The organism is Gordonia alkaliphila (assembly GCF_039542465.1).
Lineage (GTDB): Bacteria > Actinomycetota > Actinomycetes > Mycobacteriales > Mycobacteriaceae > Gordonia > Gordonia alkaliphila.
Genome location: NZ_BAABIE010000001.1, coordinates 88909 through 115816, shown reverse-complemented (window position 1 = coordinate 115816; position 26908 = coordinate 88909). Strand labels below are relative to the sequence as shown.

27 protein-coding genes are annotated in these 26908 nt (G+C 68.9%); 14 read left to right on the top strand and 13 right to left on the bottom strand.

Translation table 11 applies throughout. The features are described 5' to 3' along the window. Positions 1-7: 7 nt before the first annotated feature. The 4 genes from ABD989_RS00540 to ABD989_RS00525 all read left to right on the top strand — a co-directional run bounded on the left by ABD989_RS00540 (position 8) and on the right by ABD989_RS00525 (position 3889). Entirely contained in the window at positions 8-1036 is a 1029-nt protein-coding gene (locus ABD989_RS00540; RefSeq protein ID WP_345312042.1) for a Zn-ribbon domain-containing OB-fold protein, read from the top strand. A gap of 15 nt (positions 1037-1051) precedes the next feature. Then, a complete protein-coding gene (locus ABD989_RS00535) occupies positions 1052-2095 on the top strand; it encodes a thiolase domain-containing protein (protein ID WP_345312041.1) in 1044 nt (347 codons plus the stop codon). Further along, complete coding sequence (locus ABD989_RS00530; RefSeq protein WP_345312040.1) at positions 2095-3264, top strand: thiolase domain-containing protein; 1170 nt, start codon at positions 2095-2097, stop codon at positions 3262-3264. Before ABD989_RS00535 ends, ABD989_RS00530 begins: the two co-directional genes overlap by 1 nt. Before the next feature lie 202 nt (positions 3265-3466). Beyond that, positions 3467-3889: a DoxX family protein gene (locus ABD989_RS00525; protein ID WP_345312039.1), complete on the top strand. Its 423-nt coding sequence runs from the start codon at positions 3467-3469 to the stop codon at positions 3887-3889. A gap of 95 nt (positions 3890-3984) precedes the next feature. On the opposite strand, the gene ABD989_RS00520 is transcribed toward ABD989_RS00525, so the two are convergent. Together ABD989_RS00520 and ABD989_RS00515 are read right to left on the bottom strand one after the other, a co-directional pair. Continuing rightward, a complete protein-coding gene (locus ABD989_RS00520) occupies positions 3985-4446 on the bottom strand; it encodes a nuclear transport factor 2 family protein (protein ID WP_345312038.1) in 462 nt (153 codons plus the stop codon). Continuing rightward, positions 4433-5704, bottom strand: coding sequence for a cytochrome P450 (locus ABD989_RS00515; RefSeq protein ID WP_246996927.1), 1272 nt, complete (start codon positions 5702-5704; stop codon positions 4433-4435). The genes ABD989_RS00520 and ABD989_RS00515 overlap by 14 nt, the downstream gene beginning before the upstream one ends. Before the next feature lie 160 nt (positions 5705-5864). Here ABD989_RS00515 and ABD989_RS00510 point away from each other — a divergent pair, with 160 nt between their 5' ends. The 3 genes from ABD989_RS00510 to ABD989_RS00500 are packed head-to-tail and all read left to right on the top strand — an operon-like array spanning position 5865 to position 8061. Then, a complete protein-coding gene (locus ABD989_RS00510) occupies positions 5865-7028 on the top strand; it encodes a steroid 3-ketoacyl-CoA thiolase (RefSeq protein ID WP_345312037.1) in 1164 nt (387 codons plus the stop codon). 5 nt (positions 7029-7033) lie between these two features. Next, positions 7034-7516 (top strand): nitroreductase family deazaflavin-dependent oxidoreductase, encoded by a 483-nt coding sequence (locus tag ABD989_RS00505; protein WP_246993814.1) that lies wholly within the window; start codon positions 7034-7036, stop codon positions 7514-7516. A 41-nt stretch (positions 7517-7557) separates the two neighbouring features. Next, complete coding sequence (locus tag ABD989_RS00500) at positions 7558-8061, top strand: group III truncated hemoglobin (protein WP_345312036.1); 504 nt, start codon at positions 7558-7560, stop codon at positions 8059-8061. Positions 8062-8094: 33 nt separating this feature from the next. On the opposite strand, the gene fadD8 is transcribed toward ABD989_RS00500, so the two are convergent. Next, complete coding sequence (gene fadD8, locus ABD989_RS00495) at positions 8095-9690, bottom strand: fatty-acid--CoA ligase FadD8 (RefSeq protein WP_345312035.1); 1596 nt, start codon at positions 9688-9690, stop codon at positions 8095-8097. Between the two features lie 101 nt (positions 9691-9791). Between fadD8 and ABD989_RS00490 the strand changes: the two genes are divergently transcribed. Then, positions 9792-10448 (top strand): GNAT family N-acetyltransferase, encoded by a 657-nt coding sequence (locus ABD989_RS00490; RefSeq protein ID WP_345312034.1) that lies wholly within the window; start codon positions 9792-9794, stop codon positions 10446-10448. 66 nt (positions 10449-10514) lie between these two features. Here the strand turns inward: ABD989_RS00490 and ABD989_RS00485 are convergent, their stop codons facing one another. The 3 genes from ABD989_RS00485 to ABD989_RS00475 are packed head-to-tail and all read right to left on the bottom strand — an operon-like array spanning position 10515 to position 12568. After that, the gene (locus ABD989_RS00485) at positions 10515-10880 is read right to left on the bottom strand and encodes a DUF8021 domain-containing protein (RefSeq protein ID WP_345312033.1); all 366 of its coding nucleotides are present in this window, start codon (positions 10878-10880) and stop codon (positions 10515-10517) included. After that, complete coding sequence (locus ABD989_RS00480) at positions 10867-11763, bottom strand: SDR family oxidoreductase (RefSeq protein ID WP_345312032.1); 897 nt, start codon at positions 11761-11763, stop codon at positions 10867-10869. The genes ABD989_RS00485 and ABD989_RS00480 overlap by 14 nt, the downstream gene beginning before the upstream one ends. A gap of 28 nt (positions 11764-11791) precedes the next feature. Continuing rightward, positions 11792-12568: an SDR family oxidoreductase gene (locus ABD989_RS00475; protein WP_246993804.1), complete on the bottom strand. Its 777-nt coding sequence runs from the start codon at positions 12566-12568 to the stop codon at positions 11792-11794. A 68-nt stretch (positions 12569-12636) separates the two neighbouring features. Between ABD989_RS00475 and ABD989_RS00470 the strand changes: the two genes are divergently transcribed. From ABD989_RS00470 to ABD989_RS00455, 4 genes are read left to right on the top strand one after another with little or no spacing between them, the layout of a single operon-like run. Next, a complete protein-coding gene (locus ABD989_RS00470) occupies positions 12637-13398 on the top strand; it encodes an enoyl-CoA hydratase family protein (RefSeq protein ID WP_246993802.1) in 762 nt (253 codons plus the stop codon). Positions 13399-13400: 2 nt separating this feature from the next. Further along, positions 13401-14294, top strand: coding sequence for a CoA transferase subunit A (locus tag ABD989_RS00465; protein WP_246993800.1), 894 nt, complete (start codon positions 13401-13403; stop codon positions 14292-14294). Next, on the top strand, positions 14291-15052 hold the full coding sequence (locus ABD989_RS00460; RefSeq protein WP_246993798.1) for a CoA-transferase subunit beta: 762 nt from the start codon (positions 14291-14293) through the stop codon (positions 15050-15052). The genes ABD989_RS00465 and ABD989_RS00460 overlap by 4 nt, the downstream gene beginning before the upstream one ends. Continuing rightward, positions 15049-16134, top strand: a complete 1086-nt coding sequence (locus ABD989_RS00455; RefSeq protein WP_345312031.1) for an NAD(P)H-dependent flavin oxidoreductase — start codon at positions 15049-15051, stop codon at positions 16132-16134. The genes ABD989_RS00460 and ABD989_RS00455 overlap by 4 nt, the downstream gene beginning before the upstream one ends. A 76-nt stretch (positions 16135-16210) precedes the next feature. On the opposite strand, the gene ABD989_RS00450 is transcribed toward ABD989_RS00455, so the two are convergent. Beyond that, positions 16211-16672, bottom strand: coding sequence for a hypothetical protein (locus tag ABD989_RS00450; RefSeq protein ID WP_345312030.1), 462 nt, complete (start codon positions 16670-16672; stop codon positions 16211-16213). Positions 16673-16765: 93 nt separating this feature from the next. On the opposite strand from ABD989_RS00450, the gene ABD989_RS00445 reads away from it, so the two are divergent. Next, on the top strand, positions 16766-17878 hold the full coding sequence (locus ABD989_RS00445; RefSeq protein WP_345312029.1) for a class I SAM-dependent methyltransferase: 1113 nt from the start codon (positions 16766-16768) through the stop codon (positions 17876-17878). 105 nt (positions 17879-17983) lie between these two features. On the opposite strand, the gene ABD989_RS00440 is transcribed toward ABD989_RS00445, so the two are convergent. The 6 genes from ABD989_RS00440 to ABD989_RS00415 form a co-directional block, all read right to left on the bottom strand. Continuing rightward, on the bottom strand, positions 17984-19546 hold the full coding sequence (locus tag ABD989_RS00440) for an AMP-binding protein (RefSeq protein ID WP_345312028.1): 1563 nt from the start codon (positions 19544-19546) through the stop codon (positions 17984-17986). A 77-nt stretch (positions 19547-19623) separates the two neighbouring features. Next, on the bottom strand, positions 19624-20223 hold the full coding sequence (locus tag ABD989_RS00435) for a TetR/AcrR family transcriptional regulator (protein ID WP_246993788.1): 600 nt from the start codon (positions 20221-20223) through the stop codon (positions 19624-19626). 132 nt (positions 20224-20355) lie between these two features. Next, positions 20356-21864 carry an aldehyde dehydrogenase family protein gene (locus ABD989_RS00430; RefSeq protein WP_345312027.1) on the bottom strand — a complete coding sequence of 503 codons (1509 nt, stop codon included), beginning with the start codon at positions 21862-21864 and terminating at the stop codon, positions 20356-20358. A gap of 125 nt (positions 21865-21989) precedes the next feature. After that, a complete protein-coding gene (locus ABD989_RS00425) occupies positions 21990-23162 on the bottom strand; it encodes an acetyl-CoA C-acetyltransferase (RefSeq protein ID WP_345312026.1) in 1173 nt (390 codons plus the stop codon). 51 nt (positions 23163-23213) lie between these two features. Next, positions 23214-24026 carry an SDR family oxidoreductase gene (locus tag ABD989_RS00420; protein ID WP_246993782.1) on the bottom strand — a complete coding sequence of 271 codons (813 nt, stop codon included), beginning with the start codon at positions 24024-24026 and terminating at the stop codon, positions 23214-23216. Next, entirely contained in the window at positions 24023-25297 is a 1275-nt protein-coding gene (locus ABD989_RS00415; protein ID WP_246993780.1) for an acyl-CoA dehydrogenase family protein, read from the bottom strand. The genes ABD989_RS00420 and ABD989_RS00415 overlap by 4 nt, the downstream gene beginning before the upstream one ends. Positions 25298-25338: 41 nt before the next feature. Here ABD989_RS00415 and ABD989_RS00410 point away from each other — a divergent pair, with 41 nt between their 5' ends. Beyond that, positions 25339-26886, top strand: a complete 1548-nt coding sequence (locus tag ABD989_RS00410) for a FadD3 family acyl-CoA ligase (RefSeq protein ID WP_345312025.1) — start codon at positions 25339-25341, stop codon at positions 26884-26886. Positions 26887-26908 lie beyond the last annotated feature (22 nt).

Sequence of the window (26908 nt, the reverse complement as noted above, 5' to 3'; positions counted from 1 at the left end):
TCGAAAAGTGACCACCAGCGCATCGACACCACACGTGCCATCGAGCCCGCAGGTCGAGGTCCCCCTTCCCACCACGAAGATCCTCGAATCCGAGCTCGCCATCTCCTTCGACTACACCCGCTCCCTCGGACCGGTGCTCTCGCCGTTCGCCCTCGCCCTGCGCGACGGCCGCATCCTCGGCGGACGCACCTCCGACGGCCGAACCCTGGTCCCGCCGGTCGAGTTCGACCCGGCCACCGGCCAGCCCACCACTGAACTGGTCGAGGTGGGCAACAGCGGCACCGTCGTCAGCTGGTCCTGGCAGCCGGAACCGATTGTCGGACAGGCGCTTTCGAAGCCGTTCGCCTTCGCACTGATCAAGCTCGACGGCGCCGACGGCGCTCTCCTGCACGTGGTCGACGTCGACGGCCCCGAGCAGATGTCCACCGGCATGCGCGTGCACGCCACGTGGCGCCCGGTCCGCACCGGCCGCATCGACGACATCGCCGCCTTCGTGCCCGGCGACGCACCGTCGGACGCGGTGAACAGCCCCGACGCCGAGCCGATCGCCGACGCCGACGGCAACGTCGTCATCACCACCCCGATCGCGCTGTCGGTGATGCACGCGGCCACCGAGGTGGAGTCCTGGTACCTCGAGGGCCTCAAGAACGGCAAGCTGCTCGGCGGCCGCGTCGCGACCGGCGAGGTGTACTTCCCGCCGCGCGTGGCCAGCCCGGCCGACGGCTCGCACACCACCGGACAGGTGGAGCTCACCGACACCGGCACCATCACCACCTTCTGCATCGTCAACGTCCCGTTCCTGGGCCAGCAGATCAAGCCGCCGTACGTGGCCGCCTACGTGCTGCTCGACGGCGCCGACATCCCGTTCCTGCACCTGATCCTGGACACCCCCGCCGAGGACGTCCGCATGGGCATGCGCGTCAAGGCCGTGTGGCGTCCGGAGTCCGAGTGGGACCACACGCTGCGCAATGTCAGTCACTTCGCACCGAGCGGCGAGCCTGACGCGCCGTTCGAGTCGTACCGGAACCACCTGTAGAGGAGGCGTACCCATATGAGTCAGTCAGAACTGCCGAAGATCGCCGTCGTGGGGTTTGCGCACAGCCGCAAGGTGCCCTCCACCACCGGCACCACCAACGGTGTCGAAATGCTGATGCCCTGCTTCAACCACCTCTACTCCGAGCTCGGCCTCACCCGGTCGGACATCGACTTCTGGTGCAGCGGATCGTCGGATTACCTTGCGGGACGGGCGTTCTCGTTCATCTCCGCGATCGACGCCATCGGCGCCGTGCCGCCGATCAACGAGTCGCACGTCGAGATGGACGGCGCCTGGGCGCTGTACGAGGCGTGGATCAAGATCCTGACCGGCGAGGTCGACATCGCCCTGGCCTACGGCTTCGGCAAGGCCTCCGCGGGCAACTCGGACAAGACCCTCGCCCTGCAGACCGATCCGTACACGGTCGCTCCCCTACTGCCCGACGCCCGGTCGATGGCCGGCCTGCAGGCACGCGCCGGACTGGACGCCGGTACCTGGACCGAGCGGGACATGGCCGAGGTGGCCGCCCGCACCCACGGCGGCGACGCCGACGAACTGCTGGCCACGGACTACGTGGCCGCTCCGCTGCGTGCGCACGACATCGCGCCGTACGCGGATGCCGCCGCAGCGGTCATCATCGCCACCGAGGAGAAGGCCCGCGACCTGGTCGCCAACCCGGCGTTCATCACCGGCTGGGACCACCGGATCGACAGCCCCACCTTCGGCGCCCGCGACCTCACCGTGTCGCCGTCGACGGCCCTGGCCGGCGACAATGCCTTCGGCGATCGCAGCCGCGCGGTGGACGTCGCCGAAATCGACGCCGCCTACACCCACCAGGAACTGATCGTGCGCAACGCGCTGCGACTCCCGGACTCGGTGCGCATCAACCCCTCGGGCGGGGCCCTCACCGGCAACTCGCTCTTCTCCAACGGTCTGCAGCGGATCGGCTATGCCGCGCAGGCCATCCTCACCGGTGAGGCGACGACCGCGCTGGCGCACGCCAGCAGCGGGCCGATGCTTCAGCAGAACATGGTCGTGACACTCGCAGGAGGCGAGAACTGATGGGACGCAATCGTTCTGCGGTGCTGGGCACCGGGCAGACCAAGTACGTGGCCAAGCGCACCGACGTCACCATGGCGGGCATGATCCGCGAGGCGATCGACCGCGCGCTGGTCGACGCGCAGGTGACGATGGACGAGATCGACGCCATCGTCATCGGCAAGGCGCCGGACCTCTTCGAGGGCTCGATGATGCCCGAGCTGGCGATGGCCGAGGCCATCGGCGCCGTGGGCAAGCAGATGATCCGCGTGCACACCGCGGGTTCGGTCGGCGGTTCCACCGCCATCGTCGGCTCGTCGATGGTCTCCTCCGGCGTGCACCGCCGCGTGCTGGCCGTGTCGTGGGAGAAGCAGTCCGAATCCAACGCGATGTGGGCGCTCTCCATCGCCGTGCCGTTCACCATGCCGGTCGGCGCGGGCGCGGGCGGCTTCTTCGCCCCGCACGTGCGCGCCTACATCAACAACTCGGGCGCACCCGGGCACATCGGCGCGATGGTGGCAGCCAAGGACCGGCGCAACGGCGCCAAGAACCCCCTGGCCCACCTGCACCAGCCCGACATCACCGTCGACAAGGTGATGGCCTCGCAGATGCTGTGGGATCCGATCCGCTACGACGAGACCTGCCCGTCGTCCGACGGCGCCTGCGCCGTGGTGATCGGCGACGAAGCGGCCGCCGACGCCGCGATCGCCGATGGCCGATCGGTCGCGTGGGTGCATGCCACCGCCATGCGCACCGAGCCGCTGAGCTACAGCCACCGCAACGTGGTGAGCCCGCAGGCCGGCCGGGATGCGGCTGCCGCGTTGTGGCGCGACGCCGGGATCACCAACCCGCTCGAGGAGATCGACGCGGCCGAGATCTACGTGCCGTTCTCCTGGTTCGAGCCGATGTGGCTGGAGAACCTCGGCTTCATGCCGGAGAACGAGGGTTGGAAGCTCACCGAGGCCGGCGAGACCGAGATCGGCGGCAAGCTGCCGGTCAACGCCTCCGGCGGCGTGCTCAGCTCCAACCCGATCGGCGCCTCCGGCATGATCCGGTGCGCCGAGGCCGCCATCCAGGTGATGGGTAAGGCCGGCGACCACCAGGTCGAAGGCGCCCGCAAGGCCTTCGGCCACGCCTACGGCGGCGGCTCGCAGTACTTCTCCATGTGGGTGGTCGGGGCCGACAAGCCGTAACCCTCCCGAGCTCCCAGCGGGCTCAGCGCGGAACAACCAGCGAGGCGGCATCCACTCCGATGCCGTCTCGCTGCTTTGGTCAATCCCCCTCGGCCGCAGCCGAAGTCGAATCCGGCCGACAGATTCTCAGCCCCCGCTCAACATACGGACCCCGGTCCGGTTTACGCTTGTGACTCCATTCCCACAATCAAGGAGTTCGCCCGTGCCGACATCAGTGCAGACACAGTCCATCGCCACCACGATCGCGCGCATCATTCTGGGCGTCATCTTCTTCGCCCACGGCTGGCAGAAGTTCTTCCAGACCGGCATCGGCAATGTCGCCACGGGCTTCGAGGCCATGGGCGTCCCGGCACCCACCTTCTCGGCCTGGTTCGCCGGCATCGTCGAGTTGGTCGGCGGCGCGGCGCTCATCATCGGCCTGGCCGTCCCGGTGGCGGCGATCCTGCTGATCATCGACATGGCCGGCGCCATCATCACCACCCACCTGGACCAGGGCTTCTGGAACGGCGACGGCGGCTACGAGTTCAACCTGGCCCTCATCGCCGGTCTGATCGCCGTCGGCTTCGTCGCGCAGGGCCCGCTGTCGGTCGACGGCAACGTGCTCGGCAAGCGCACCGACAACTAGCCCCCCCCCCCCCCCCCCCCGGACTCGCCGACGCGAGAAAGGCCCCCGCCCACCTTCCGGTGAGCGGGGGCCTTTCGCGTAGTTGCGTCGACCGACTAGGCCGGGCGCAGCGACTCCATGGTCTTCTGCACTTCCCAGAAGGCCCGCAGGGCCACCAGGTTGCCGTCGGCGTCCGCCTTGTAGGTGAAGACGCCTTCGGCCTCGGTGATGTGGCCGGCGATATGGGTGACGATCTTGCCGATGTAGGCAACCTCGTCGCCGCAGATGATCTCCTTGTCGAAGACGAAGTCGATCTTCTCGGTGGTACCGATGGTCTTGTCCCAGAACTCGGAGAGCGCCTGGGCGCCACGGTGACCGACGCCCGCCTCGTCGAACATCGACGGTCCGACGGGATCCTCGACGATCCCGTCGGCCGCGAAGTTCGCCAGCCATGCGTCCTTGTCCCGCGCGGCCACGGCCTCGCGGGAGCGACGGCCGGCCACGACGGCCGGGTTGTTCTCCCGATCGATGTTCAGGTAGGGCGGCAGCTGCGCCGCCACACCGTCACTTGACGCCATAGTCGACCTGGAGTTCCTTGATGCCGTTGATCCAGCCGTGGCGCAGACGACGCGGCTGCTCGAGCTTGGTGATGTCGGGCACCAGATCGGCCAGCGCGTTGAACATCAGGCTGATCTCCATGCGGGCCAGGTTGGCGCCCACGCAGAAGTGGGTGCCGTTGCCGCCGAAGCCCAGGTGCGGGTTGGGGTCGCGCATGATGTTGAAGGTGTACGGATCGTCGAAGACGTCTTCGTCGAAGTTGGCCGAGCCGTAGAACAGGCCGACGCGCTGGCCCTTCTTGATCAGCTGACCGTCGATCTCGACGTCGTTCTTGGCGGTGCGCTGGAAGACGTTCACCGGGGTGGCCCAGCGGACGATCTCGTCGATCGCGGTGGCCGGGCGCTCCTTCTTGAACAGCTCCCACTGATCGGGGTTGTCCAGGAAGGCGTTCATGCCGTGCGTGATCGCGTTACGCGTGGTCTCGTTGCCGGCCACGGTCAGCAGGATGAAGAAGAAGCCAAACTCGGCCTCGTCCAACGCGTGACCGTCGACGTCGGCGTTGACCAGGGTGGTCACGATGTCGTCGGCCGGGCACTTGCGACGCGCTTCGGCCATGTTGTAGCCGTAGCCGAGGATCTCCGCCGACGCGGTCATCGGGTCGGTGGTGAACTCCGGGTCGTCGGCGTTCATCATCGAGTTGGACCAGTCGAACAGCTTGACGCGGTCGGCCTCGGGCACACCGAGCAGGTCGGCGATGGCTTCGAGCGGCAGGTCGACGGCGACCTGGTGCACGAAGTCACCCTTGCCGGACTCGGCGGCGGCCTTCACGATGCGGCGCGCCGAAGCGTCGAGCTTCTCCTCCAGCGCACCGACGGCCTTCGGGGTGAAGGCACGCGAAACGATCTTGCGCTTCTGGGTGTGCTCCGGCGGATCCTGGTTGATCAGGATCGCCTTGGTGACGTCGATCTGGTCCTGGGACATGTCGTCCTCGAAGCGGATGATCGCGCCGTTCTCGGCGGTCGACCAGTCGGCCGCGTTCTTCGAGATGTCGCGAATGTCCTTGTGTCGCGAGATCACCCAGTAGCCGCCGTCATGGAAGCCGCCACCCTTGCCGGGCGCCTGCTCGTTCCACCAGACCGGCGCGGTCTTACGCAGCTCGGCGAACTCCGCGATCGGAATGCCCTGTTCGAGCAGGTCCGGATTGGTGAAGTCCCAACCTTCCTGCTCCATGAACGGGCACTTTCCCTGCGAATCGGACGCCGCGGCACCATTCATCATCTGGGTCACGCCTCCACCTCTATCCACATCCGGCAGTTCTCCGAATGAGAACTGGTTACAGTTTTGGTACTGACGACTGTGCCACACTGCTTGAAAGGTGACAAGAACCTGTTCTAGTTTTGTGGATATTCTCAGTTTCCACCCTTCAGGAAGGCACATCATGGGCGACCCGGTAATCGTCGAAGCGGCACGGACCCCGATCGGCAAGCGCAACGGCTGGCTCTCCGGCCTGCATGCCGCGGAGATCCTCGGCGCAGCTCAGACCGGTGTGATCGAACGCGCTGGCATCGATCCGCTCCTGGTGGAGCAGGTGATCGGCGGCGCCGTGATGCAGGTCGGCGAACAGGGCAACAACGTCACCCGCACCGCATGGCTGCACGCCGGCCTGCCCTGGCAGACCGGTGCCACCACCGTCGACTGCCAGTGCGGCTCGGCCCAGCAGGCCACCCACCTGATCGCCGGCCTGATCTCCACCGGCGCCATCGACGTCGGCATGAGCTGCGGCGTCGAGTGCATGTCGCACGTGCCCCTCGGCGCCAACGTCGGTACCCACGCGGGCCCGCGTCGCCCGGAGTCGTGGAGCATCGACATGCCCGACCAGTTCGCCGCCGCCGAGCGCATCGCGGAACGACGGGGCATCACCCGCGCCGAGGTCGACGCCCTGGGCGTGCGCAGCCAGCAGAACGCCAAGCGCGCCTGGCAGGAGGGCCGGTTCGACCGCGAGGTGCTGACCATGACCGCACCCGAGCGCACCCGCGAGGGCGAGCTCACCGGCGAGACGCTCACCGTGAACCGCGACCAGGGCCTGCGCGAGACCACCCTGGAGACCCTCAGCGCGCTCAAGTCGGTCGTCGAAGGCGGCATCCACACCGCCGGCACGTCGTCGCAGATCTCCGACGGCGCCGCCGCCGTGCTGATCATGGATTCCGACCGCGCCCGCGAGCTGGGGCTCACCCCGCGCGCACGTATCAAGTCGCAGGCCCTCGTCGGCGCCGAGCCATACTACCACCTCGACGGCCCGGTGCAGGCCACCGAGCGCGTGCTCGCCAAGTCCGGCATGAGCATGTCCGACATCGACCTCGTCGAGATCAACGAGGCCTTCGCCTCGGTGGTCCTGTCGTGGGCGCGCGTGCACAACCCGGACATGGACAAGGTGAACGTCAACGGCGGCGCGATCGCCCTCGGCCACCCGGTCGGCAGCACCGGCGCCCGCTTGATCACCACCGCTCTGCACGAGCTCGAGCGCAGCGATCAGCAGACCGCGCTGGTCACCATGTGTGCCGGCGGCGCCCTGTCGACCGCCACGATTCTGGAGCGCATCTAACCGCCATGGACCCGCAGAACCGACCCGCCCAACTGGACTCCCCGATCGTCGCGACCCTCATCAAGGTCGGCTCCCGCCTGAACACCGGCATGTACCGGCTGTCCGGCGGACGACTCGGCAACCGGTGGCGGGTCGGTGCGGGCCTGCGCAAACCCGCGCCGGTCTGCCTGCTGACCACCACGGGCCGCAAGAGCGGACAGCCGCGGACCGCGCCGCTGATCTACCTGCGCGAGGGCGACGCCTTCGTCGTCGTCGCGTCGCAGGGCGGACTGGCGAACCACCCGGCCTGGTATCTGAACCTCGTCGCGAACCCGGACGTGGAGATCCAGCTCGGCCGCGACAAGTATCCCCTCCGTGCCCGCACCGCCACCGGCGCGGAGCGAGAAGCGTTGTGGGCCAAGCTCGTCGACGTCTACGCCGACTACGACACCTATGACGCATGGACCGAGCGAGACATCCCGGTGGTGGTCTGCGAACCACGGCCTTAACGCCCATGCCTCGGCCCGACGCGCACGCGTAGGGTCGAGGCATGAGCAGGTCCGACCCCCGCGACCTCGCCGACCGCGCCGAGGTCGTCGAGCTGCTCGGCGATTTCTATCACCGGGCCTTCGCCGACGACTTGCTCGGCCCGGTTTTCGTCGACATCGCGCAGATGGACCTGTCCAAGCATCTGCCCGCCATCACCGATTTCTGGTGCAAGGCGATCCTCAAAGAGGGCGAGTACCGCAACAACGTCTTCGAGCCGCACCGCGAGCTGCACCAGCTCGCGCACTTGGAGCCTCGTCATTTCGAACGCTGGCTGACGTTGTGGCACACCACGATCGACGATCGGCACGCCGGCCCCAAGGCTGATCTCGCCAAACTCCAGGGCGCCCGCATCGCCTACTCGATGTGCCGGATGCTGACCGGTGAACTCGCCACGCCCATCGCCGACTGGCTCGAGGCCACCGGCCATCAGCTCGGCGTACACAGCCCGCACCGCCAGGCGGTGCGGACCGGGCCGCCCCGGCGCACCGCACGCCCCAGAAGCTGACGTGCGGCGCCGCGAGTCAGGCGAACTCGTAGGTCAGGCGAACTGTACCCGCAACGCCTTCTTGTCCGGCTTGCCCAGCCCGGTCAGCGGCAGCGCGTCGATGTAGACGACGGTCTTGGGCGACTGCACGGCGCCCTTGCGGTCCTTGACCGCCGACTGGATCGCCGCGGTCACCGCGGCGCGGCCGGCGTCGTCGGCCTCCTCGCGGAGCACCACCACCGCGGTCACCGCCTCGCCCCACTTCTCGTCGGGCACACCGATCACGCCGACCTGCGCGACGGCCGGATGCTCGGCGATCACGTCTTCCACTTCGCGCGGGAAGACGTTGAAGCCGCCGGTGACGATCATGTCCTTGGTGCGGTCGACGATGTACCAGAAGCCGTCGGCATCTTCGCGCGCGACGTCGCCGGTGCGCAGCCAGCCGTCGCGGAAGGCCTCGGCGGTCTGCTCCGGCAGCCCCAGGTAGCCGCCGGCCAGCAGCGGACCGGACACGCAGATCTCGCCCGGCTCGCCCTGCGGGACCCGATTGCCCTCGTCGTCGAGCAGCGCGGTGCGCAGGAAGGCCGACGGCCGACCGCAGCTGGCCAGCCGTTCCGGGGTGTGCTCGTCCTTGCGGAGGTAGCTGATCACCATGGGCGCCTCGGACTGTCCGAAGTACTGCGCGAAGATCGGCCCGAAGCGTTCGATGGCCTCGCCCAGCCGCACCGGGTTGATCGCGGAGGCGCCGTAGTAGACAGTCTGCAGCGAGCTCAGGTCGCGGGTCTTCGAGTCCGGGTGGTCCATCAGCGCGTAGAGCATGGACGGCACCAGCATGGTGGCGGTGATCTTCTCCCGCTCGATGGTCGCCAGCACCTCGGCCGGATCGAACTTGCTCAGCACCACCATGCTGCCGCCCTTCATCAGGGTCGGCACGAAGAAGGCGGCGCCCGCGTGCGAGAGCGGCGTGCACATCAGGAAACGGGGGCGGTCGGGCCACTCCCACTCGGCGAGCTGGATCGACGTCATGGTGGCCATCGCCTGCGCGGTGCCGACAACGCCCTTGGGCTTGCCGGTGGTGCCGCCGGTGTAGGTGATGGAGACGACGTGCTCGGGGTCGAGGATCTTGGCGGTCAGCGGCTGCGCCGCGTACTTGTCCGCCTCGGCGATGATGTCGACGCCGACCTCGGCCAGTTCCGCCGGCACCGGGCCGAGCGTCAGGATCCGCTCCAGGCCGGGCACCTTCTCCAGCAGGCCGACGGCCCGCTCCACGAAGCTGGGCACCGGGTCGATCACCAGCGTGGCGACCCCGGCGTCGTTGAGCACGTACGCGTGGTCGTCGAGCGAGCCGAGCGGGTGCAGCGCGGTACGTCGCCAGCCCTGCGTCTGCCCGGCACCGATGACCAGCAGCACCTCGGGGCGGTTCAACGCGAGCAGCCCCACCGCGGTGCCGGTGCCGGCACCGACCGATTCGAAGGCCTGCACATACCGGCTGATCGCGTCGGCCATCTCGCGACCGGTGAGATCTTGGTCACCGATGCTCAGCACCTGCGCATCCGCATGTCGCTTCAGCGCCGACACCATCAGGTCGCCCAGGTGCACGCCCGTTCGCAGGTACTCGTCAGTCAACTCGTGAGTCACATTCTCAGCCATGCATTCACACTAGAACGTGTTTCAGTTTGACGATAGGGCGGTACGTAAACATCTCGCTACAAGCCCACCGCGCCAGCCGATTTCGGCCTACGATCGAAAGCATGATTGATGTGGACAAGGCGACCGCCCGACGTGAAATGACCGAAGCTCTGCTCACCGCACTGGAGCGTCGACACGAGGTTCTCGACGTCGTGGTCGATTCCGACGACCGCGCCGCCGCCGTGTCCGCGATCGCCGAACTCCTCGGCACCTCGCCGCTCGGCGTCGAAGCCGTGCTGAACATGAGCTTCCACCAGCTCACGAAGGATCAGCGCCGTAAGAACCAGGCCGAGCTCGACGATCTCAACGCCGCGATCACCTTCACCGCCGCCGACCGTCCGGCCGCCGCCGGCGAAACCCTGGATCTCCGCCCGTTCTCCGCCGACGCCGACGAGGACATCCTGTCCGAGCGGACCGAGGAGTTGGGCCTGGCAGCCGACGGCTCCGGTGCCCCCTCCGGCGCACTGTCCGACGAGATCGCCAAGGGCGTGGCGCGCGTGGAAAACGAGGACGCCGTCTGGCTCGTGGCCCTCGAAGGCGACGCCAAGGTCGGCCTGGTATTCGGCGAACTGTCCGACGGCGAGGTGGACGTCCGCATCTGGATCCGTCCGGGCCAGCGCAAGCACGGCTTCGGCACCGCAGCGCTCCGCAAGTCGCGCTCGGAGATGGCGATGTACTTCCCGGGCGTCCCCATGGTGGTGCGCGCCCCCGGCGCCTGAGCCCACGAACAACGACAGCGGCGCCGGAACCCCGATCGGGGTTCCGGCGCCGCTGTCGTCGGTCGCTCAGCCGCGAACGGGCGCGGAGAAGGTGGCGATGATCTTCGTGATGCGCCCGACCTCGTCGAGGTCGAAGCTCTCGGTGACCCGCGAGGACAACCGCAGGAACTTCGGCTGCACGTGCACCAGGTAACTGGTGTCGACTCGATCGCCGTCGACGGTCGCGGAGAAGTCGCTGACCTGATGGATGAGCCGGAACTGCGGCCCGAACGTCAGACTGCGGGCGATGTGCCCGCCGCTGCGTCCGGTCTTGATCCCCAGTTCGGTGCGCGTGCAGTCCGGGTGCAGTCGCACGTGGGTCGCATCGTGGCTCACCAGCGCATCGACGTACGCCTTGGCCGCGGCGACCTTGTCGTCGTCAGCGAGCGCCATAGGGCTTGACCTGTGTCGGGGACTTCTCGATCAGGTCGGCGACCGCCGCACCGAGCTCGTCCTGCTCCCAGCGGGCACCCTTGTCGATCGACGCGGCGCGCTGCCAGCCGTCGAGCACCGTGATGACGCCGCCCTCCACCTCGAACAGTCGGCCGGTCACGTCGGCGGAGCCGGGCGAGCCCAGCCAGACCACCAGCGGGGAGATGTTGGCCGGGTCCATGGAGTCGAACGAGCCGTCGGCGGGCGCGGCCATCTGCGCGGCCATCGCGTCGCCGGCGCCCATCGTCATCTGCGTGCGCGCGGCCGGGGCGATGCCGTTGACCGTCACGCCGTAGCCGCCGAGTTCGGCGGCGGCCTGAATGGTCAGCTCGGCGATGGCGGCCTTGGCGGCCGCGTAGTTGCCCTGCCCCACCGAGCCGAAGATGCCCGCACCGGACGAGGTGTTGATGACCCGAGCCTGGCGCGCGTTGCCCGCCTTGGCCTCGCTCCGCCAGTACGCACCGGCGTGCCGCAGCAGGACGAAGTGCCCCTTGAGGTGCACCCGCACCACCGAATCCCACTCGTCCTCGGACAGCGAGATCAGCATGCGGTCGCGGACGAAGCCGGCGTTGTTCACCAGCACGTCGAGGCCGCCGAACTCGGCGATCGCCGTGGCGACGATGCGCTCGCCGTCGGCCCAGTCGGCCACGTCGCCGGGCGCGGCCACCGCGCGGCCGCCTGCGGCCACGATCTCCGCGGCCACCGCGGTCGCGGCGTCGGCGGCGTAGTCGTTGACCACCACGGCCGCGCCGTCGGCGGCGAAGGCGAGCGCATGCTCGCGTCCGATGCCCTGGCCGGCGCCGGTGACGATGACGACCCGACCTTCATTTCCCTTGTTACTCAAAGTTTTCCACTCTCTCTTACGGAACTTGTCAGACGTCGTTGCCGGCGTTCGCGGCATCCAGGAAGGCGGGCTTCTCGCCGCCGCCGTGCACGGTCAGCGTGGAGCCGGTGATGAACTCCGCCATCGGCGAGAGCAGGAAGGCCACCGCGTTGCCGATGTCGACCGGCTGCGCCAGGCGGCCCATCGGAATGGTGCGGCCGACGGCGGCGATGCCGTCGTCGTCGCCGTAGTGCAGGTGGGACGCCTCGGTCTGCACCGGACCGGCCACCACCGAGTTGATGCGGACGGCGGGCGCCCACTCGACGGCGAGCGAGGTGGTCAGGTTGTCGAGCCCGGCCTTGGCCGCACCGTAGGCGGCGGTGCCCGGCGACGGCCGGTGGCCGCTGACGCTGGACACGTTGACGATCGCGCCGCCGCCGTCCTGGTTCACCATCACCGCGTGCGCAGCGCGGGCCACGGTCATCGGCGCGAGCAGATTGAGCCCGATGATCTTGGCGGTGTAGTTGTCCGAGGCGTCGGCCGCCATCGCGAACGGCGAGCCGCCCGCGTTGTTCACCACGCCGTCGAGCCGCCCGTGACGGTCCACGATCTCGGCGATCATCGCGGCGACGGCGTCGGGATCGCGCACATCGCACGACAGGAACTCGAAGTCGACGTCGCCCGGGCGGCGCGCACACACCACGGGATGGGCGCCGAGGTCGGCCAGCACCTGCGCGATGCCCGCACCCACTCCGCGCACACCACCCGTGACCAGGACGGTCTTACCAGCGAGGCCGAGTCCGGCCTCGTGCACAGCTTCAGTCATGGTGCTACTCTACCAAACAACCAAGCATTTGCTTGGTGCCGTAATGGAGCCCCGGAAGGAGCCCAGGAGTGCCGATCAGCACCGCCCGTCCCGAGGACGGCATCGTCGTCGTCAATGTCGACTATCCCCCGGTCAACGCCCTGCCCAGCGCCGCCTGGTTCGAGCTGGCCGAGACGATCCTCGCCGCCGGAGCAGACCCGACCACCCACGTCGTGATCCTCACGGCGTCCGGCCGCGGCTTCAACGCCGGCGTCGACATCAAGGAGATGCAGGCGACCGAGGGCTTCGACGCCCTCGTCGGCGCCAACCTGGGCTGCGCCGCAGCCTTCTCCGCCGTGTACGACTGCGCCGTCCCGGTGATCTCCGCCGTGCAGGGCTTCTGCGTGGGCGGCGGCATCGGCCTGGTGGGCAACTCCGACGTGATCGTCGCCGCCGAAGGCGCCGTCTTCGGTCTGCCCGAGGTGGACCGCGGCGCGCTCGGCGCAGCCACGCACCTCGCCCGCCTGGTGCCCACGCACATGATGCGGACGCTGTACTTCACCGCGCAGAACATCAGCGCCGAGCAGCTCGAGCACTTCGGCTCGGTGTACCGCGTGGTGCCCGCCGAGCAGCTGCTCGAGACCGCCCTCGAGGTGGCGCGCAAGATCGCCGTCAAGGACACCCGGGTGATCCGCGCGGCCAAGGCCGCCATCAACAACATCGATCCGGTCGATGTGAAGAAGAGCTACCTGCTGGAGCAGCGGTACACCTACGAACTGAACCTGGCCGGAGTGGCCGACGAGCACCGTGACGCATACGTCGAAACGGGCAAGCCGAAGGGAGAGCGCTGACCATGGCGCGGGATAAGACGAGTTCGCTCGATGAGGTCATCGGCGATCTGGAAGACGGAATGACCATCGGCCTGGGCGGCTGGGGCGGTCGGCGCAAGCCGATGGCGCTGGTCCGCGCCCTGGCCCGGTCCGACCTCAAGGATCTGACCGTGGTGGCCTACGGCGGCGCCGACATCGGCCTGCTGTGCGCGGCCGACAAGGTCAAGCGTGCCTACTACGGCTTCGTGTCCCTGGACTCGGCGCCGTTCTACGACCCGTGGTTCGCCAAGGCCCGCACCACCGGCGCCATCGAATCGCGCGAGATGGACGAGGGCATGATCAAGTGCGGCCTGGAGGCCGCCGCTTCGCGCGTGCCGTTCCTGCCGATCCGCGCCGGCCTCGGCTCGGACGTGTCGGCCTTCTGGGAGGGCGAGCTCAAGACCATCGAGTCGCCGTACCCGGACGCCGACGGCCGCACCCAGACGCTGATCGCCATGCCGGCGCTCAAGCTGGACGCCGCGTTCGTGCACCTGGACATCGCCGACGTTCACGGCAACGCCGCCTACACCGGCATCGACCCGTACTTCGACGACCTGTACCTGGCCGCCGCCGAGCGCCGCTACGTCGAGGTGGACCAGCTGGTCAGCACCGCCGAACTGGTCGACGCCGTGCCGCGCGAGCGCCTGATCGTCAACCGGATGAACGTCGACCGCGTGGTGCACGCCCCCAACGGTGCGCACTTCACCTTCGCCGGCGGCTACGACCGCGACGAGGCCTTCCAGAAGTTCTACGTCGCCTCCGCCGGCGACCCGGAGACCTGGGCCGCCTTCCAGCAGCGGTTCCTCGACGTCGACGAGGCCACCTACCAGAACGAAGTGACCGCGTGGCACGCGGAACAGCAGGAGGAAGCTCGATGAGCGAGAACACCACCGACGCCACCCTGGCCGAGTACTGCGTCACCGCGTGCGCGGACATCTTCACCGGTGCGGGCGAGATCATGGCCTCCCCGATGGCCACCATGCCGCTGCTGGGCGCTCGCCTGGCCCGGCTGACCAATGAGCAGGACCTGCTGATCACCGACGGCAACGCGCTGATCCTGGCCGACACCCCGGCCATCGGCAAGGTGGGCCCGGTCGAAGGCTGGATGCCGTTCCGCAAGGTGTTCGACGTGGTGGCCTCCGGCCGTCGCCACGTGGTGATGGGCGCCAACCAGATCGACCGCTACGGCAACCAGAACCTCTCGGCGTTCGGTCCGCTGCAGCAGCCGACCCGCCAGATGTTCGGTCTGCGCGGCGCGCCCGGCAACACCATCAACCACGCGACCAGCTACTGGGTGCCCAAGCACAGCACGCGCGTGTTCACCGAGACCGTCGACATCGTCTGCGGCGTCGGCTTCGACAAGGTGGATCCGGCGAACCCGGCCTACGACGACCTGAACATCCATCGCGTCGTCACCAATCTGGGCGTCTTCGACTTCGGCGGCCCCGACCACACCATGCGGGCGCTGTCCCTGCACCCGGGCGTCACGCCTGCGCAGGTCGCCGAGAACACCGGCTTCCCGGTCGCCGATCTCGACACCGCCCCGGTCACCGCGGCCCCGACCGCCGAGCAGCTCAAGCTGATCCGCGAGGATCTGGATCCGCGGTCGTTCCGCGACCGTGAGGTCCGCGCATGAGAGCCGCCACCCTCTCCACCCGCTTCACCGAGATGGTCGGGGTGGAGTACCCGATCGTCCAGACCGGCATGGGCTGGGTCTCCGGTCCGTCGCTGACCGCGGCCACCGCGAACGCGGGCGGCCTGGGCATCCTCGCCTCGGCGACGATGACCTACGCCGAGCTCGAGGGAGCGATCCGCAAGACCAAGTCGCTCACCAACCGACCGTTCGGCGTGAATCTGCGCGCCGACGCGACCGACGCGCCCGAGCGGGTGGATCTGATGATCCGCGAGGGCGTGAAGGTGGCCTCGTTCGCGCTGGCCCCGAAGCCGGAGCTGATCGCCAAGCTCAAGGACGCGGGCTCAGTGGTGGTGCCGTCGATCGGTGCGGCCAAGCACGCGGTGAAGGTGGCCTCGTGGGGCGCCGACGCCGTGATCGTGCAGGGCGGCGAAGGCGGCGGGCACACCGGCCCGGTGGCCACCTCGCTGCTGCTGCCGTCGGTGATCGACGCCCTCGGCGGGCAGAACGGCCCCACGTCGATCCCGGTGATCGCCGCGGGCGGTTTCTTCGACGGCCGCGGCCTGGTGGCCGCGCTGGCCTACGGTGCCGACGGCATCGCGATGGGCACCCGGTTCCTGCTGACCTCGGATTCGGCTGTGCCGGAGAGCGTCAAGCAGGAGTACCTCAAGCGGGGTCTGCAAGACACCGTGGTCTCGGTGAAGGTCGACGGCATGCCGCACCGCGTGCTGCGCACCGAACTGGTGGCGGCGCTCGAAAGCGGTTCGCGCGCCAAGGCTCTCATCGCCGCCGCGCGCAATGCCAACGAGTTCAAGCAGCTCACCGGCATGCGCTGGACCACCATGCTCCGCGACGGTCGCACCATGAAGAGCTCGGGTGACCGCACCTGGCAGCAGATCATCATGGCAGGCAACACCCCGATGCTGCTGAAGGCCGGACTGGTCGACGGCAACACCGAGGCCGGCGTCCTGGCGTCCGGTCAGGTGGTCGGCATGATCGACGATCTGCCCAGCTGCGACGAGCTGATCCAGTCGGTGATGACGCAGGCGCACGACCGCCTCGGCATGCTGTCCCGACTGGCCTGATCACACCGCGCCACGCGAAAACGACTGCCCCCGTTCCGGTTTCCCGGAACGGGGGCAGTCGCGTTGCGTCGGTCGACTATTCGGAGTCGCGCACGCCCGGGCTGTCGCGGACCCGCCCGCCGGCGCAGAAGGTGTTGACGATCGCCCACGACCGTTCGTTCTCGACGAGCTGCTTCTTGTTCAGCTGCTTGCCGATCTCGACCACCACTTCCTTCTGCTCGCTGGGAGTCAGTCCCTTGTAAGTGTCGCAGCTCATCGTCATCGCCTTGTCGGCCACTCCGCTCGCCGTCGACGGAGCCGATTCCGACGATGTCCGCGACGACGTGGTGGAGCTCTTCGCCGCCGAACTCTGCTCGGCCGACGTCTTCGCGGTCGAAGTCTTGGGAGCCGCGCTCGTGGCGGCCGCCGACGTCGTCGCACCCGCGGCGTCCGGGACACCGGGTTCGCGCTCGGCGGAGCCGTCGACGGAGCAGCCGACCAGCAGCGTCGCCGCGCTCACCACCGCAGCACTCCACACCATCGGGGTCCGTCGTCGCATGCCTTCGCCTTCCCCGCCCGAACCGCTCGAGCACCCTCGGATTCTACCGACGCGGTCGGCGCCGAACGCCCCTGGCTCGGTAGGCTCCGCATCGTGGAATCCCCCGCGCAACCGCCCACCCCAGACGCCCCCGCCACCGATGCCGATGCCGCCGACCGCCTGCTCCTCGACGAGGCCGCCGCCGTCATCGCGGCCACGCCCGCCGGGCGTCTCGTGGTGATCGACGACGTCGCGGGCGCCCTCACGCTGGGCGCCGCCGAGCGCGGGGCGCAGCAGATTCGCGTCCACCAGGACCTGATCACCGGTGAACGCGCGCTGGCCGCGGCCGCCGAGGCACGCGGCCTGACGGACCGCTACACGTCGCTGCCGCTGGGCCCGGAACTGTTCGCCGGGGCCACCACGGTGCTGTTGCGACTGCCACGGTCGGTGGACCGACTCGCCGAGGTCGCGGGCCTGATCGCCGCCTTCGCCGATCCGAGCGTCACGGTGATCGCCGCGGGCCGGATCAAGCACATGTCGGTGTCGATGAACGACGTCCTGCGCACCGTCTTCGACCGGGTCGACGTCAGTCACGCCCGGCAGAAGTCACGCGTGCTCACCGCGACCGGCGCCCGACCGGAGGCGGCACGCGCCGTGCTCGGCGCCTGGCCTCGCACCGCCGATCATCCCGACATCGGCCTGCGGGTGGCCGCCTACGGCGGCGTCTTCGCCGGCACCAAGGTCGACATCGGCACGCGGTTCCTGCTCCAGAATCTGGCGCGACTGCCCAAGACCGCCACCGCGGTGGACCTCGGCTGCGGCACCGGTCTCATCGCCGCCGCCCTCGCCACGGCGAACCCGGACCTCCGTGTCCTGGCCGTCGACCGTTCCGCGGCGGCCGTCGACTCCGCCACCTGGACCGCGGCCGCCAATCAGCTGAGCGACCGCGTCGAGGTGGTCCGCGCCGACGGCCTGGAGACCGTCGCCGACGGCACCGCCGAACTGGTGCTGCTCAATCCGCCGTTCCACAACGACGCGGCGGTGTCGACGGCCATCGCCCGGCACCTGTTCGCCGAGGCCGCGCGGGCCCTGGCCCCGGGCGGCGAACTGTGGTGCGTGTGGAACTCGCACCTGCAGTACCGCCCGTCCCTGGAGAAGATGATCGGCTCCACCCGGCAGGTCGCCCGGAACAGCAAGTTCACCGTCACGTCGTCCCGCCGCCGCTGACCCGCCGGTTTCGGCTCCCCCTGCCGATTTCGGCCGGCCCCGTCGTTCTAGAACGACGGGCCCAACCGAAACCGACGGGCGGAACGGAAACCGACGCGGCAGCGACTAGTTCTGGCGCAGCTTGAAGCGCTGGATCTTGCCGCTCGGGGTCTTCGGCAGTTCGTCGACGAAGTGCACGGCGCGCGGGTAGGCATGGGCCGCGAAGCCCTCCTTGACCAGCACCTGCAGTTCCTGCTCGAGGGCGTCGTCGCCCACCACGCCGTCGGCCAGCACGCAGAACGCCTCGAGGACCTCGCCGCGCAGCTGGTCGGGGCGGCCCACCACGGCCACGTCGATCACTGACGGGTGGGTGATCAGGACGCTCTCCACGTCGAACGGTCCGATGCGGTAGCCGGCCATGATGATCACATCGTCGTCGCGCGCGGTGAAGTAGAAGCGACCGTCCTCCTCCTGACGACCGGCGTCGGCGGTGAGGTACCAGCCGGTGCGGTCGGGCCCGGTGAACCGCTCGGCCGTCTTCTCCGGTGCGTCGAGGTAGCCGGTGAACCACATCAGCGGGCTGGCCGCGGTGTCGATGGCGATCTCACCGCGCTCGATGCCGCAGGTGAAGCCGGGCATCGAGAAGCCCATCGAGCCGGGAATCACCGGCTTGCGCACGTCGTCGTGCCAGTGGTTGTTGATGAACATGCCGTGCTCGGTCTGGCCGTAATGGTCGCGGACCTCGCAGCCCAGCGCGCCGACCGCCCACGACACCACGTCGGGCGTCAGCGGCTCACCCGCCGACGACGCGCGACGCAGGCCGAAGCCGGTGATCGACGGGTTGTTGGACAGGCTGCGGTACACCGTCGGCGCCGACGCCAGGTTGGTGACGCCGAGCTCGCCGAGGACCTTGACGAAGACCTCCGGCGAGAAGCCCGCGTGCAGCAGCAGGTTCCGCTGGCCGATGGCCAGCGGACCGAGGATGCCGTAGTAGAGGCCGTAGGCCCAGCCGGGGTCGGCGGCGTTCCAGTAGACGTCGTCGTCGGACACGTCCAGGCCGTAGTGCATGTACGCGTGGAAGCCGGCCAGTGCGCGCACCGGCACCGGCACGCCCTTCGGGTTGCCGGTGGTACCGCTGGTGAACAGCAGCACCAGCATGCCGTCGCCGCCCACGGCGACCGACTCCGCGAGCGGCTCGCTGTCGGCGATGAGCGCGTCGAACTCGGGTCCGGCCACCAGCGTCTCGACGCCCTCGAGACCCTTGACCTTGTCCACCTGGCTGGGTTCGGTGATCACGAGCTTCGCGGCGCCGCCGGTCAGTCGCATCTCGATGGCCGGGGTGGCGAAGGCGGTGAACAGGGGAATGTAGACCGCGCCGAGGCGGGCGATCGCCAGCAGCGACACCACGAGCTCGGACCGCTTACCCATCAGCACGCCGACGGTGTCGCCGCAGCCGATCCCGCGCGCCGCGAGCGCGGTCGCGAGGCGCCGCGACTGGTCGGCGAGCTGCCCGTAGGTGAGGTCTTCGGTGAGCAGTTCTCCGTCGGCGCCCACCTCGATCTGGGTGAAGGCGACGCGGGCGGGGTCGTGCCGGTCGACGAGGAGGTAGGCCGCGTCGGAGTCGGCGGTGTCGTAGACCGCGAGCCAGTCGTCGATCTGGGTGCTGATTGCAGCGGCGTGTTCACTCATGCGGCCCAGTATGCGCTGTCTCACAAACCTACGCGCGAGTACAGCCACTAATCAGTAAATTGTGATTAACCGAACTGTCACGGGCGGGGCAGGATCCCGTCGAGCACCACCGACAGATACTGATCGGCCACCAGGTCCACCGGCTTGCCGCCGCCGGGCCGGTACCAGCGCACGGCCACCCAGACGGTGTCGCGCAGGAAGCGGTAGACCAGGTCGACGTCGAGATCGGCCCGGAACTCACCGTCGTCGACGCCCCGTCGCAGCACCGATTCCCACAGGTGACGGAACTCGACGTTGCGCTCACCGATGTACTCGAAGCGCTCCTGGCCGGCCAGCTGCCGCGCCTCGTTCTGGTAGATGGCCACCGCCGTGTGCCGCGCATCGATCGACTCGAACGACGCGATCACCAACTGGCGCAACGCGTCAGCCGCCGACAGGCCGGCCTCGGAGATGGTGCGGTAGCGCTCGAACAGCTCGTCCAGGAAGCCGCGGAGCAGCTCATCGACCATCGACTCCTTGGAGTCGAAGTGGTGGTACAGGCTGCCCGAGAGGATGCCCGCGGCATCGGCGATGTCGCGGACCGTCGTCGAGCGCAGGCCCCGATCGGCGAACAGTTCGCCCGCGATGCCGAGTAGTTCGTCGCGACGCGATCCGCCGGTGGTCGTCTTTCCCGCCATGAGCACACCTCCCTTTCCCCTACTACCCTACCAAGTGCTTGCTTGGGGCCCAGGAGGCGTCGAACAGCCGGAGCCCGGAACAGCACGGCGCCCCGGCGAGCAGTACTCGCCGGGGCGCCGGGACAGCGATCGTCAGCCGCGGGCCGACTTGCGCGACGCGCGTCCGTTCAGGAACTTCCAGAACTTCAGCTGGCCGTTGGTCATCCGGACGTCGCTCTTGGTGAACGGCGCCGCCATGACCTCGGCGAACTTGATCGGCAGGGTCGAGACCGTCACCGCACGCGGATGACTGAAGGTCCGGAACCCGAACTCGCCGTGGTAGTTGCCCATGCCCGAGCGGCCGACGCCGCCGAACGGCAGGCCACCGGAGACCAGGTGCAGACCGAAGTCGTTGCCGCTGATCGAACCGCTGCGGGTGTGGTCGGCGATGTACTGCAGGTTCTCGTTGTCCTTGCCGACCCAGTACAGGGTCAGCGGGTGGCCGGCCGCGTTGATCTTGTCGACCGCTTCGGACAGCGCGCGGTACGGATACACCGTCAGCACCGGACCGAAGACCTCGTCCTCTTCGATCCTCATGCCGGCCTTGACGTCGGTCAGCAGCGTCGGGGCGATCTTCCGCTTGGCCGCGTTCGGCAATTCCTCACCGGCGGGCGCGACCTGGTGCTTGGTGGCGCCGAGCTCCACCGCGTCGTCGATCAGGCCGACGATGCGCTGGTAGTTCTTGTCGTTGATGGTCGACGTGTACTGCGAATTCTCGACGATCGTCGGGTAGTTCGCGGTCCAGCGCGCGAGCACCTTCTCGGTGAACTCGCCGACCTTGCCCTCGGGCACGAAGACGTAGTCCGGGCACAGGCACACCTGGCCGCCGTTGATCATGCGAGCGTCGGCCAGGAAGTTGGCCGCCTCGGTGATGTCGGTGTCCGGGTCCACGACGGCCGGGTTCTTGCCGCCGAGCTCCAGGGTGACCGGGGTCAGCCGCTTGGCCGCCTCCTGCGCCACCGAGGCGCCCACCTCGGGCGAGCCGGTGAAAAACATGTGGTCCACGTCGAGCTTGGCGAACTCCGAACCGCCGCCGTGCTTGCTGGTGATCACCGCGAGCTCGTCGACGTTGAAGTAGTCCGGTGCCAGGCTCGCGATCAGATCGGTGGTCTTCGCGGTGATCGACGACGGGCGCATCAGGACGCGGTTACCGGCGGCGAACGCGGAACCGGCGGGCACGAAGGTCAGGTTCAGCGGGAAGTTCCACGGCCCCATCACGCCGACCACGCCGAGCGGGTCGTGGCGCAGACGCTGCTTGAAGCCCAGCATGCCCTGCAGCTTGGCGACGTTGGTCTCGGCCATCCACTCGGCCACGTGGCGACGCTGGTGAGTGAGGTCGATCATGGTGCCGGCGATGTCGGCGGCCACCGACAGCTCGCGCGGGCGGGTGCCGAAGTCCGCGTCGAGCGCCTCGCAGATCGCTTTCTCGTTGTCGAGCAGCAGCTGGCCGAGACGGTTGATCCGGTCGACGCGCGTGCGCACGTCGGGAATGCCGTCCCGCAGGAATGCGGCTCGCTGAATCTCGAGCAGTTCGGTCATGGTGTGCGCCTCAGAAGACACCTTGTCTCCGGCGCGCACGGTCACATCTGCAGGCTTGGTCATTCGACCCTCCACGTTTCCCCGTGATTGATAGTGAGGCCCTGGGACAAAACAGTGCCTTCGTCTCTCATGCTACCGCAGGCATGAAGCAGATCACATAAGTCCTGTTACGGGTCCCGATCGAGCGCTCAGCCGAGCCGCTCGATGATGGTCACGTTGGCGGTGCCGCCGCCCTCGCACATGGTCTGCAGACCGAAGCGGCCGCCGGTGCGCTCGAGCTCGTTGAGCATGGTGGCGAACAGCTTGGCGCCGGTCGCGCCGAGCGGATGGCCGAGCGCGATACCGCCGCCGTTCGGGTTGACCTTGGCCGGATCGGCGCCGGTCTCCTTGAGCCAGGCCAGCACCACCGGCGCGAAGGCCTCGTTGATCTCGACGACGTCGATGTCGTCGATCGACATGCCGGTCTTGGCGAGTGCGTGCTTGGTGGCCGGGATCGGTGCCGACAGCATCATCACCGGATCGTCGCCGCGGACGGTCATGTGGTGGATGCGGGCGCGCGGGGTGAGGCCGTAGCGCTCCAGCGCGTCCTCGGAGACCACCAGGGTGGCCGACGCCGCGTCGCAGATCTGCGAGGCCATCGCCGCGGTCAGATCCGAGCCCTCCATCAGGACGTCCAGGGTGGCCATCTTCTCCAGGCTCGACTGGCGCGGGCACTGGTCGACGGCGAAGTCGCCGACCGGCACGATCTCGTTGTCGAATCGCCCTTCGGCGATCGCGGCGAAGGCGCGCTCATGGCTCTGCAGCGCCCACTCCTCCATCTCCCGGCGGGAGATGTCCCACTTCTTGGCCATCATGTCGGCGCCGACGAACTGGCTGATCTCGGCGTGGCCGAAGCGCGCGGTCCAGCCCTTCGACTCGGCGGTCGGCGTGGTGAAGCCGAACTGCTGTCCGGCGATCATGGCCTGGCTGATCGGGATGGCGCTCATGTTCTGCACGCCGCCGGCCAGCACCACGTCCTGGGTGCCGCTCATCACGGCCTGCGCCGCGAAGTGGATGGCCTGCTGGCTGGAACCGCACTGCCGGTCGACAGTGGTGCCGGGCACGCCGAGCGGCATGCCCGCGGCCAGCCACGCGGTGCGGGCGATGTTGCCCGCCTGCGGGCCGATGGTGTCGACGCAGCCGAAGACCACGTCGTCGACCACCTCCGGATCGATGCCGGTGCGCTCGACGATCGCCGAGATCACGTGGGCGCCCAGATCGGCGGGATGGACCTCCGCGAGGGCGCCGCCGCGCTTGCCGACCGGGGTTCGGATCGCGTCGACGATGTAGGCCTGGGGGCCGGAAGTGCGGGTGTCAGACATCAGGAAAGCTCCTCGGTAGCAACAGGATTCAGCAGCAGAAGGGTTGGGAAGTCAGGCGCGCTGACTGGAGATGGAGACCACTTCACCGGTCAGGTAGGTGGTGTAGTCGGAGGCCAGCATGGCGATGGTCGCGGCGATCTCCCAGACCTCGGCGGCGCGGCCGTAGGCCTCGCGGGAGGCGAGCTCGTCGAGCAGTTCGTCGCTGGTGACCTTGGCCAGGAACGGGTGGCGGGCGATCGACGGCGAGACGGCGTTGATGCGCACGCCGTAGTCCGCCGCTTCCACCGCCGAGCAGCGGGTGAGCGCCATGACGCCGGCCTTGGCGGCCGCGTAGTGGGCCTGGCCGCGCTGCGCGCGCCAACCGAGCACCGAGGCGTTGTTGACGATGATGCCGCCGTGCGGGGCGTCGCGGAAGTAGCGCAGCGCCGCGCGGGTGGCGCGGAAGGTGCTGGTGAGCGTGATGTCCAGGACGCGGTCCCACTGCTCGTCGGTCATGTCCGCGACCGGGGTCTCGCCGCCGAGGCCGGCGTTGTTCACCAGCACGTCGATGCGGCCGAGCTGCGCGGCGGCAGCGTCGATCAGGGCGTCGACCTGCTCGGTGCTGGAGACGTCGCAGACGAAGGTGCTGACCCGATCGGCGCTGAACTCGGCGGCGAGGGTCTCGGCGGTCTCGCCGAGGCGACGCTCATGGAAGTCGGAGATCAGCACGTCGGCGCCCTCGAGCAGGAGGCGGCGCGCGGTGGCGAAACCGATGCCGGTACCGGCCGCGGCGGTGACGACGGCCTTCTTGCCGGCCAGCAGGTTGTGGCCGCCGATCTCCTCGGGCGGGGTGGCCAGCGGCGAAACGGGACGATCGGAACTCATGGGCGGGCCTCTCGGGGAAGGCCGAGCACGCGCTCGGCGATGATGTTGCGCTGCACTTCGTTGGAGCCGCCGTAGATGGTGTCGGCGCGCGTGAACAGCAGGAGTCGTTGCCACTCGTCGAGTTCGACGTGCTCGGGGTCGTAGATGTCGTTGACGCGCCCCTCGGAGGTCTGGTCCGGCCCGAGGAGCCCGGGCGCACCGACCACGTCGATGGCGAGCTGGCCGAGGTCGCGGTGCCAGTTGGCCCACAGCAGCTTGGCCACCGAGGCGGCGCCGGCTTCGGAGACGATGTCGCCGGCGAGGGTGCGGCGAGCGTTGGCCTCCATCACCATCAGCCCGACCTTGGCGCGACGCAGGCGGCTCGCGATCTCCGGATCGTCCACGGCGCCATTGGCTTTCGCCAGGTCGACGAGGTTCTCCAGTTCGCGCGCGAAGCCCACCTGCTGGCCGAGCGTGGAGACGCCGCGCTCGAACTGCAGCAGGCCCATCGCGACCTTCCAGCCGTCGCCGGGCGCGCCGACGATCAGGTCGGCGTCGGTCACCGCGTCGTCGAAGAAGACCTCGTTGAACTCGCTGGTGCCGGTGATCTGCTGGATCGGCCGGATGGTGACGCCCGGCTGATCCAGCGGCACCAGCAGGAAGCTGAGTCCGTGGTGCCGGGTGGAACCCTTCTCGGTGCGGGCGATGACGAACGCCCACTGCGACAGGTGCGCGAGCGAGGTCCAGATCTTCTGGCCGTTGATCACCCACCGGCCGTCGTCGAGGACGGCCGAGGTGGCCACACCGGCGAGGTCGCTGCCGGCACCCGGCTCCGAGTAGCCCTGGGCCCACAGTTCGGTGGCGCCCACGATGCCGGGCAGGAAGCGCGCCTGCTGCTCCGGCGTGCCGTACTCGATGAGCGTCGGTCCCAGCAGTTCCTCGCCGAGGTGGTTCACGCGCGCCGGGGCGTTCGCGCGGGCGTACTCCTGGTGGAACAGGATGCGCTGCTCGATGGTGGCTCCGCGGCCGCCGTGCTCGACGGGCCAGCCGAGGCAGGTCCAGCCGGCGGCGGCGAGATGCCGATCCCATTCCAGGCGCTCGGCGAAGAACTCGTGCTCACTGCCCGGCCCGCCGCGTCCGCGCAGATCGGCGAACCTCCCGGTCAGATTCTGTGCGAGCCAGTCGCGCACCGCGGCGGTGAACACGGCGGCGGCGTCCGGCGTGGCGTCGGCCCATTTGCCGAGGTCGACACTGCGATCGGCGAGGTCGATCGACGAACTCTGTGCGGTCATGTCGCTAGCTTAACCTACCAAGCATTTGCTAGGTTTTGCTTATGCTGCCGAGTCCGATGACCACACCCGCCGCACTCCATCGCGCACGTACGCAGTGGCCGAACGACCTCGCCGTTCGCGACCATCAGTGGAGTGAGCCGGTCGACCTGACGTGGGCCCAGCTCGCGGACGAGGTCGCGGCGTTCGCGGGCGCACTCGTCGGCCTCGGCGTGGAGCCCGGCGACCGCGTCGCCGTCTGGGCGCCCAACAGCCACCACTGGCCGGTCGCCGCGCTGGGCACCCACTACGCCGGCGCCGTGCTGGTGCCGCTCAACACCCGGTACACGGTAAGCGAGGCGCAGGACATCATCGACCGTTCCGGCGCACTGGTCGTCGTGGCCGCCGACGAGTTCGCGGGCATCAACCGCCTCGCCGAGGTGCTCGCCTCGCCGATCGCCGAGAACCGCACCGTCATCGGTGTCCCGCTGGGATCGTCGGACGACGTCCTGGAGGGTGCGCTCGGCTGGCGCAGCTTCCTCGGCGGCGCCGACGACGACGCGATCGCCACCGCGCATCGTCGTGCCGAGGCCGTCGCCCCGGACGACCTGAGCGACATCCTCTTCACCTCGGGTACCACCGGTGCCCCGAAGGGCGTACTGGCCGAGCACCGGCACACAGTGGCCGGCGCGCACGGCTGGGGCGCCAACGGACGACTGACGCCGGGCGACCGCTACCTGATGGCCAACCCGTTCTTCCACACCTTCGGTTACAAGGCCGGGATCCTGCCGAGCCTGCTGTTCGGTGCCACCATGCTGCCGCTGGCCGTCTACTCCCCCACCGAGGCGATGCGGCTCGTCGACACCGAGAAGATCACCGTCTTCCCGGGAGCACCCACCATCTTCCAGACCATCCTCGACGACCCCGAGCGCGCTCGGTACGACCTGTCGAGCCTGCGCCTGGTGGTCACCGGCGCCACCATCGTGCCCGTCGTGCTGGTCGAACGCCTGCAGTCCGAGCTCGGCATCGACATCGTGATCACCGCCTACGGGCAGACCGAGACCAGCGGTTTCATCACCACCTGCCGTCCCGACGACGACGCGCTGACCGTCGCCAACACCTGCGGGCGCGCCTACGACGGCATGGAGATCCGTCTGGCCGAGAGCGGCGAGGTGCTGGCCCGCGGCGCGATGGTGATGCGCGGCTACCTCGACAACCCCGAGGCCACCGCCGAGACCATCGACCCGGACGGCTGGCTGCACACCGGCGACGTCGGCGTCCTCGACGAGCGCGGCAACCTCACCATCACCGACCGCCTCAAGGACATGTACATCTGCGGCGGGTTCAACGTGTACCCGGCCGAGGTGGAACAGGTCCTGCTGCGCGTGCCCGGCGTGACCGAGGCGGCCGTGGTCGGCGTCGAGGATCCCCGCCTCGGCGAGGTGGGCAAGGCCTACCTGACGCGCCGCCCGGATGCGGTCGTGACCGATACCGAGGTGCTCGCCTACGCCAAGGAGCACCTGGCGAACTTCAAGGTGCCGCGCTCGATCGTGTTCGTCGACGCCTTCCCGCGCAACGCGTCCGGCAAGATCCTCAAACGCGAACTGCGCTGAGGCACCCGCCGCGCCGACCGAG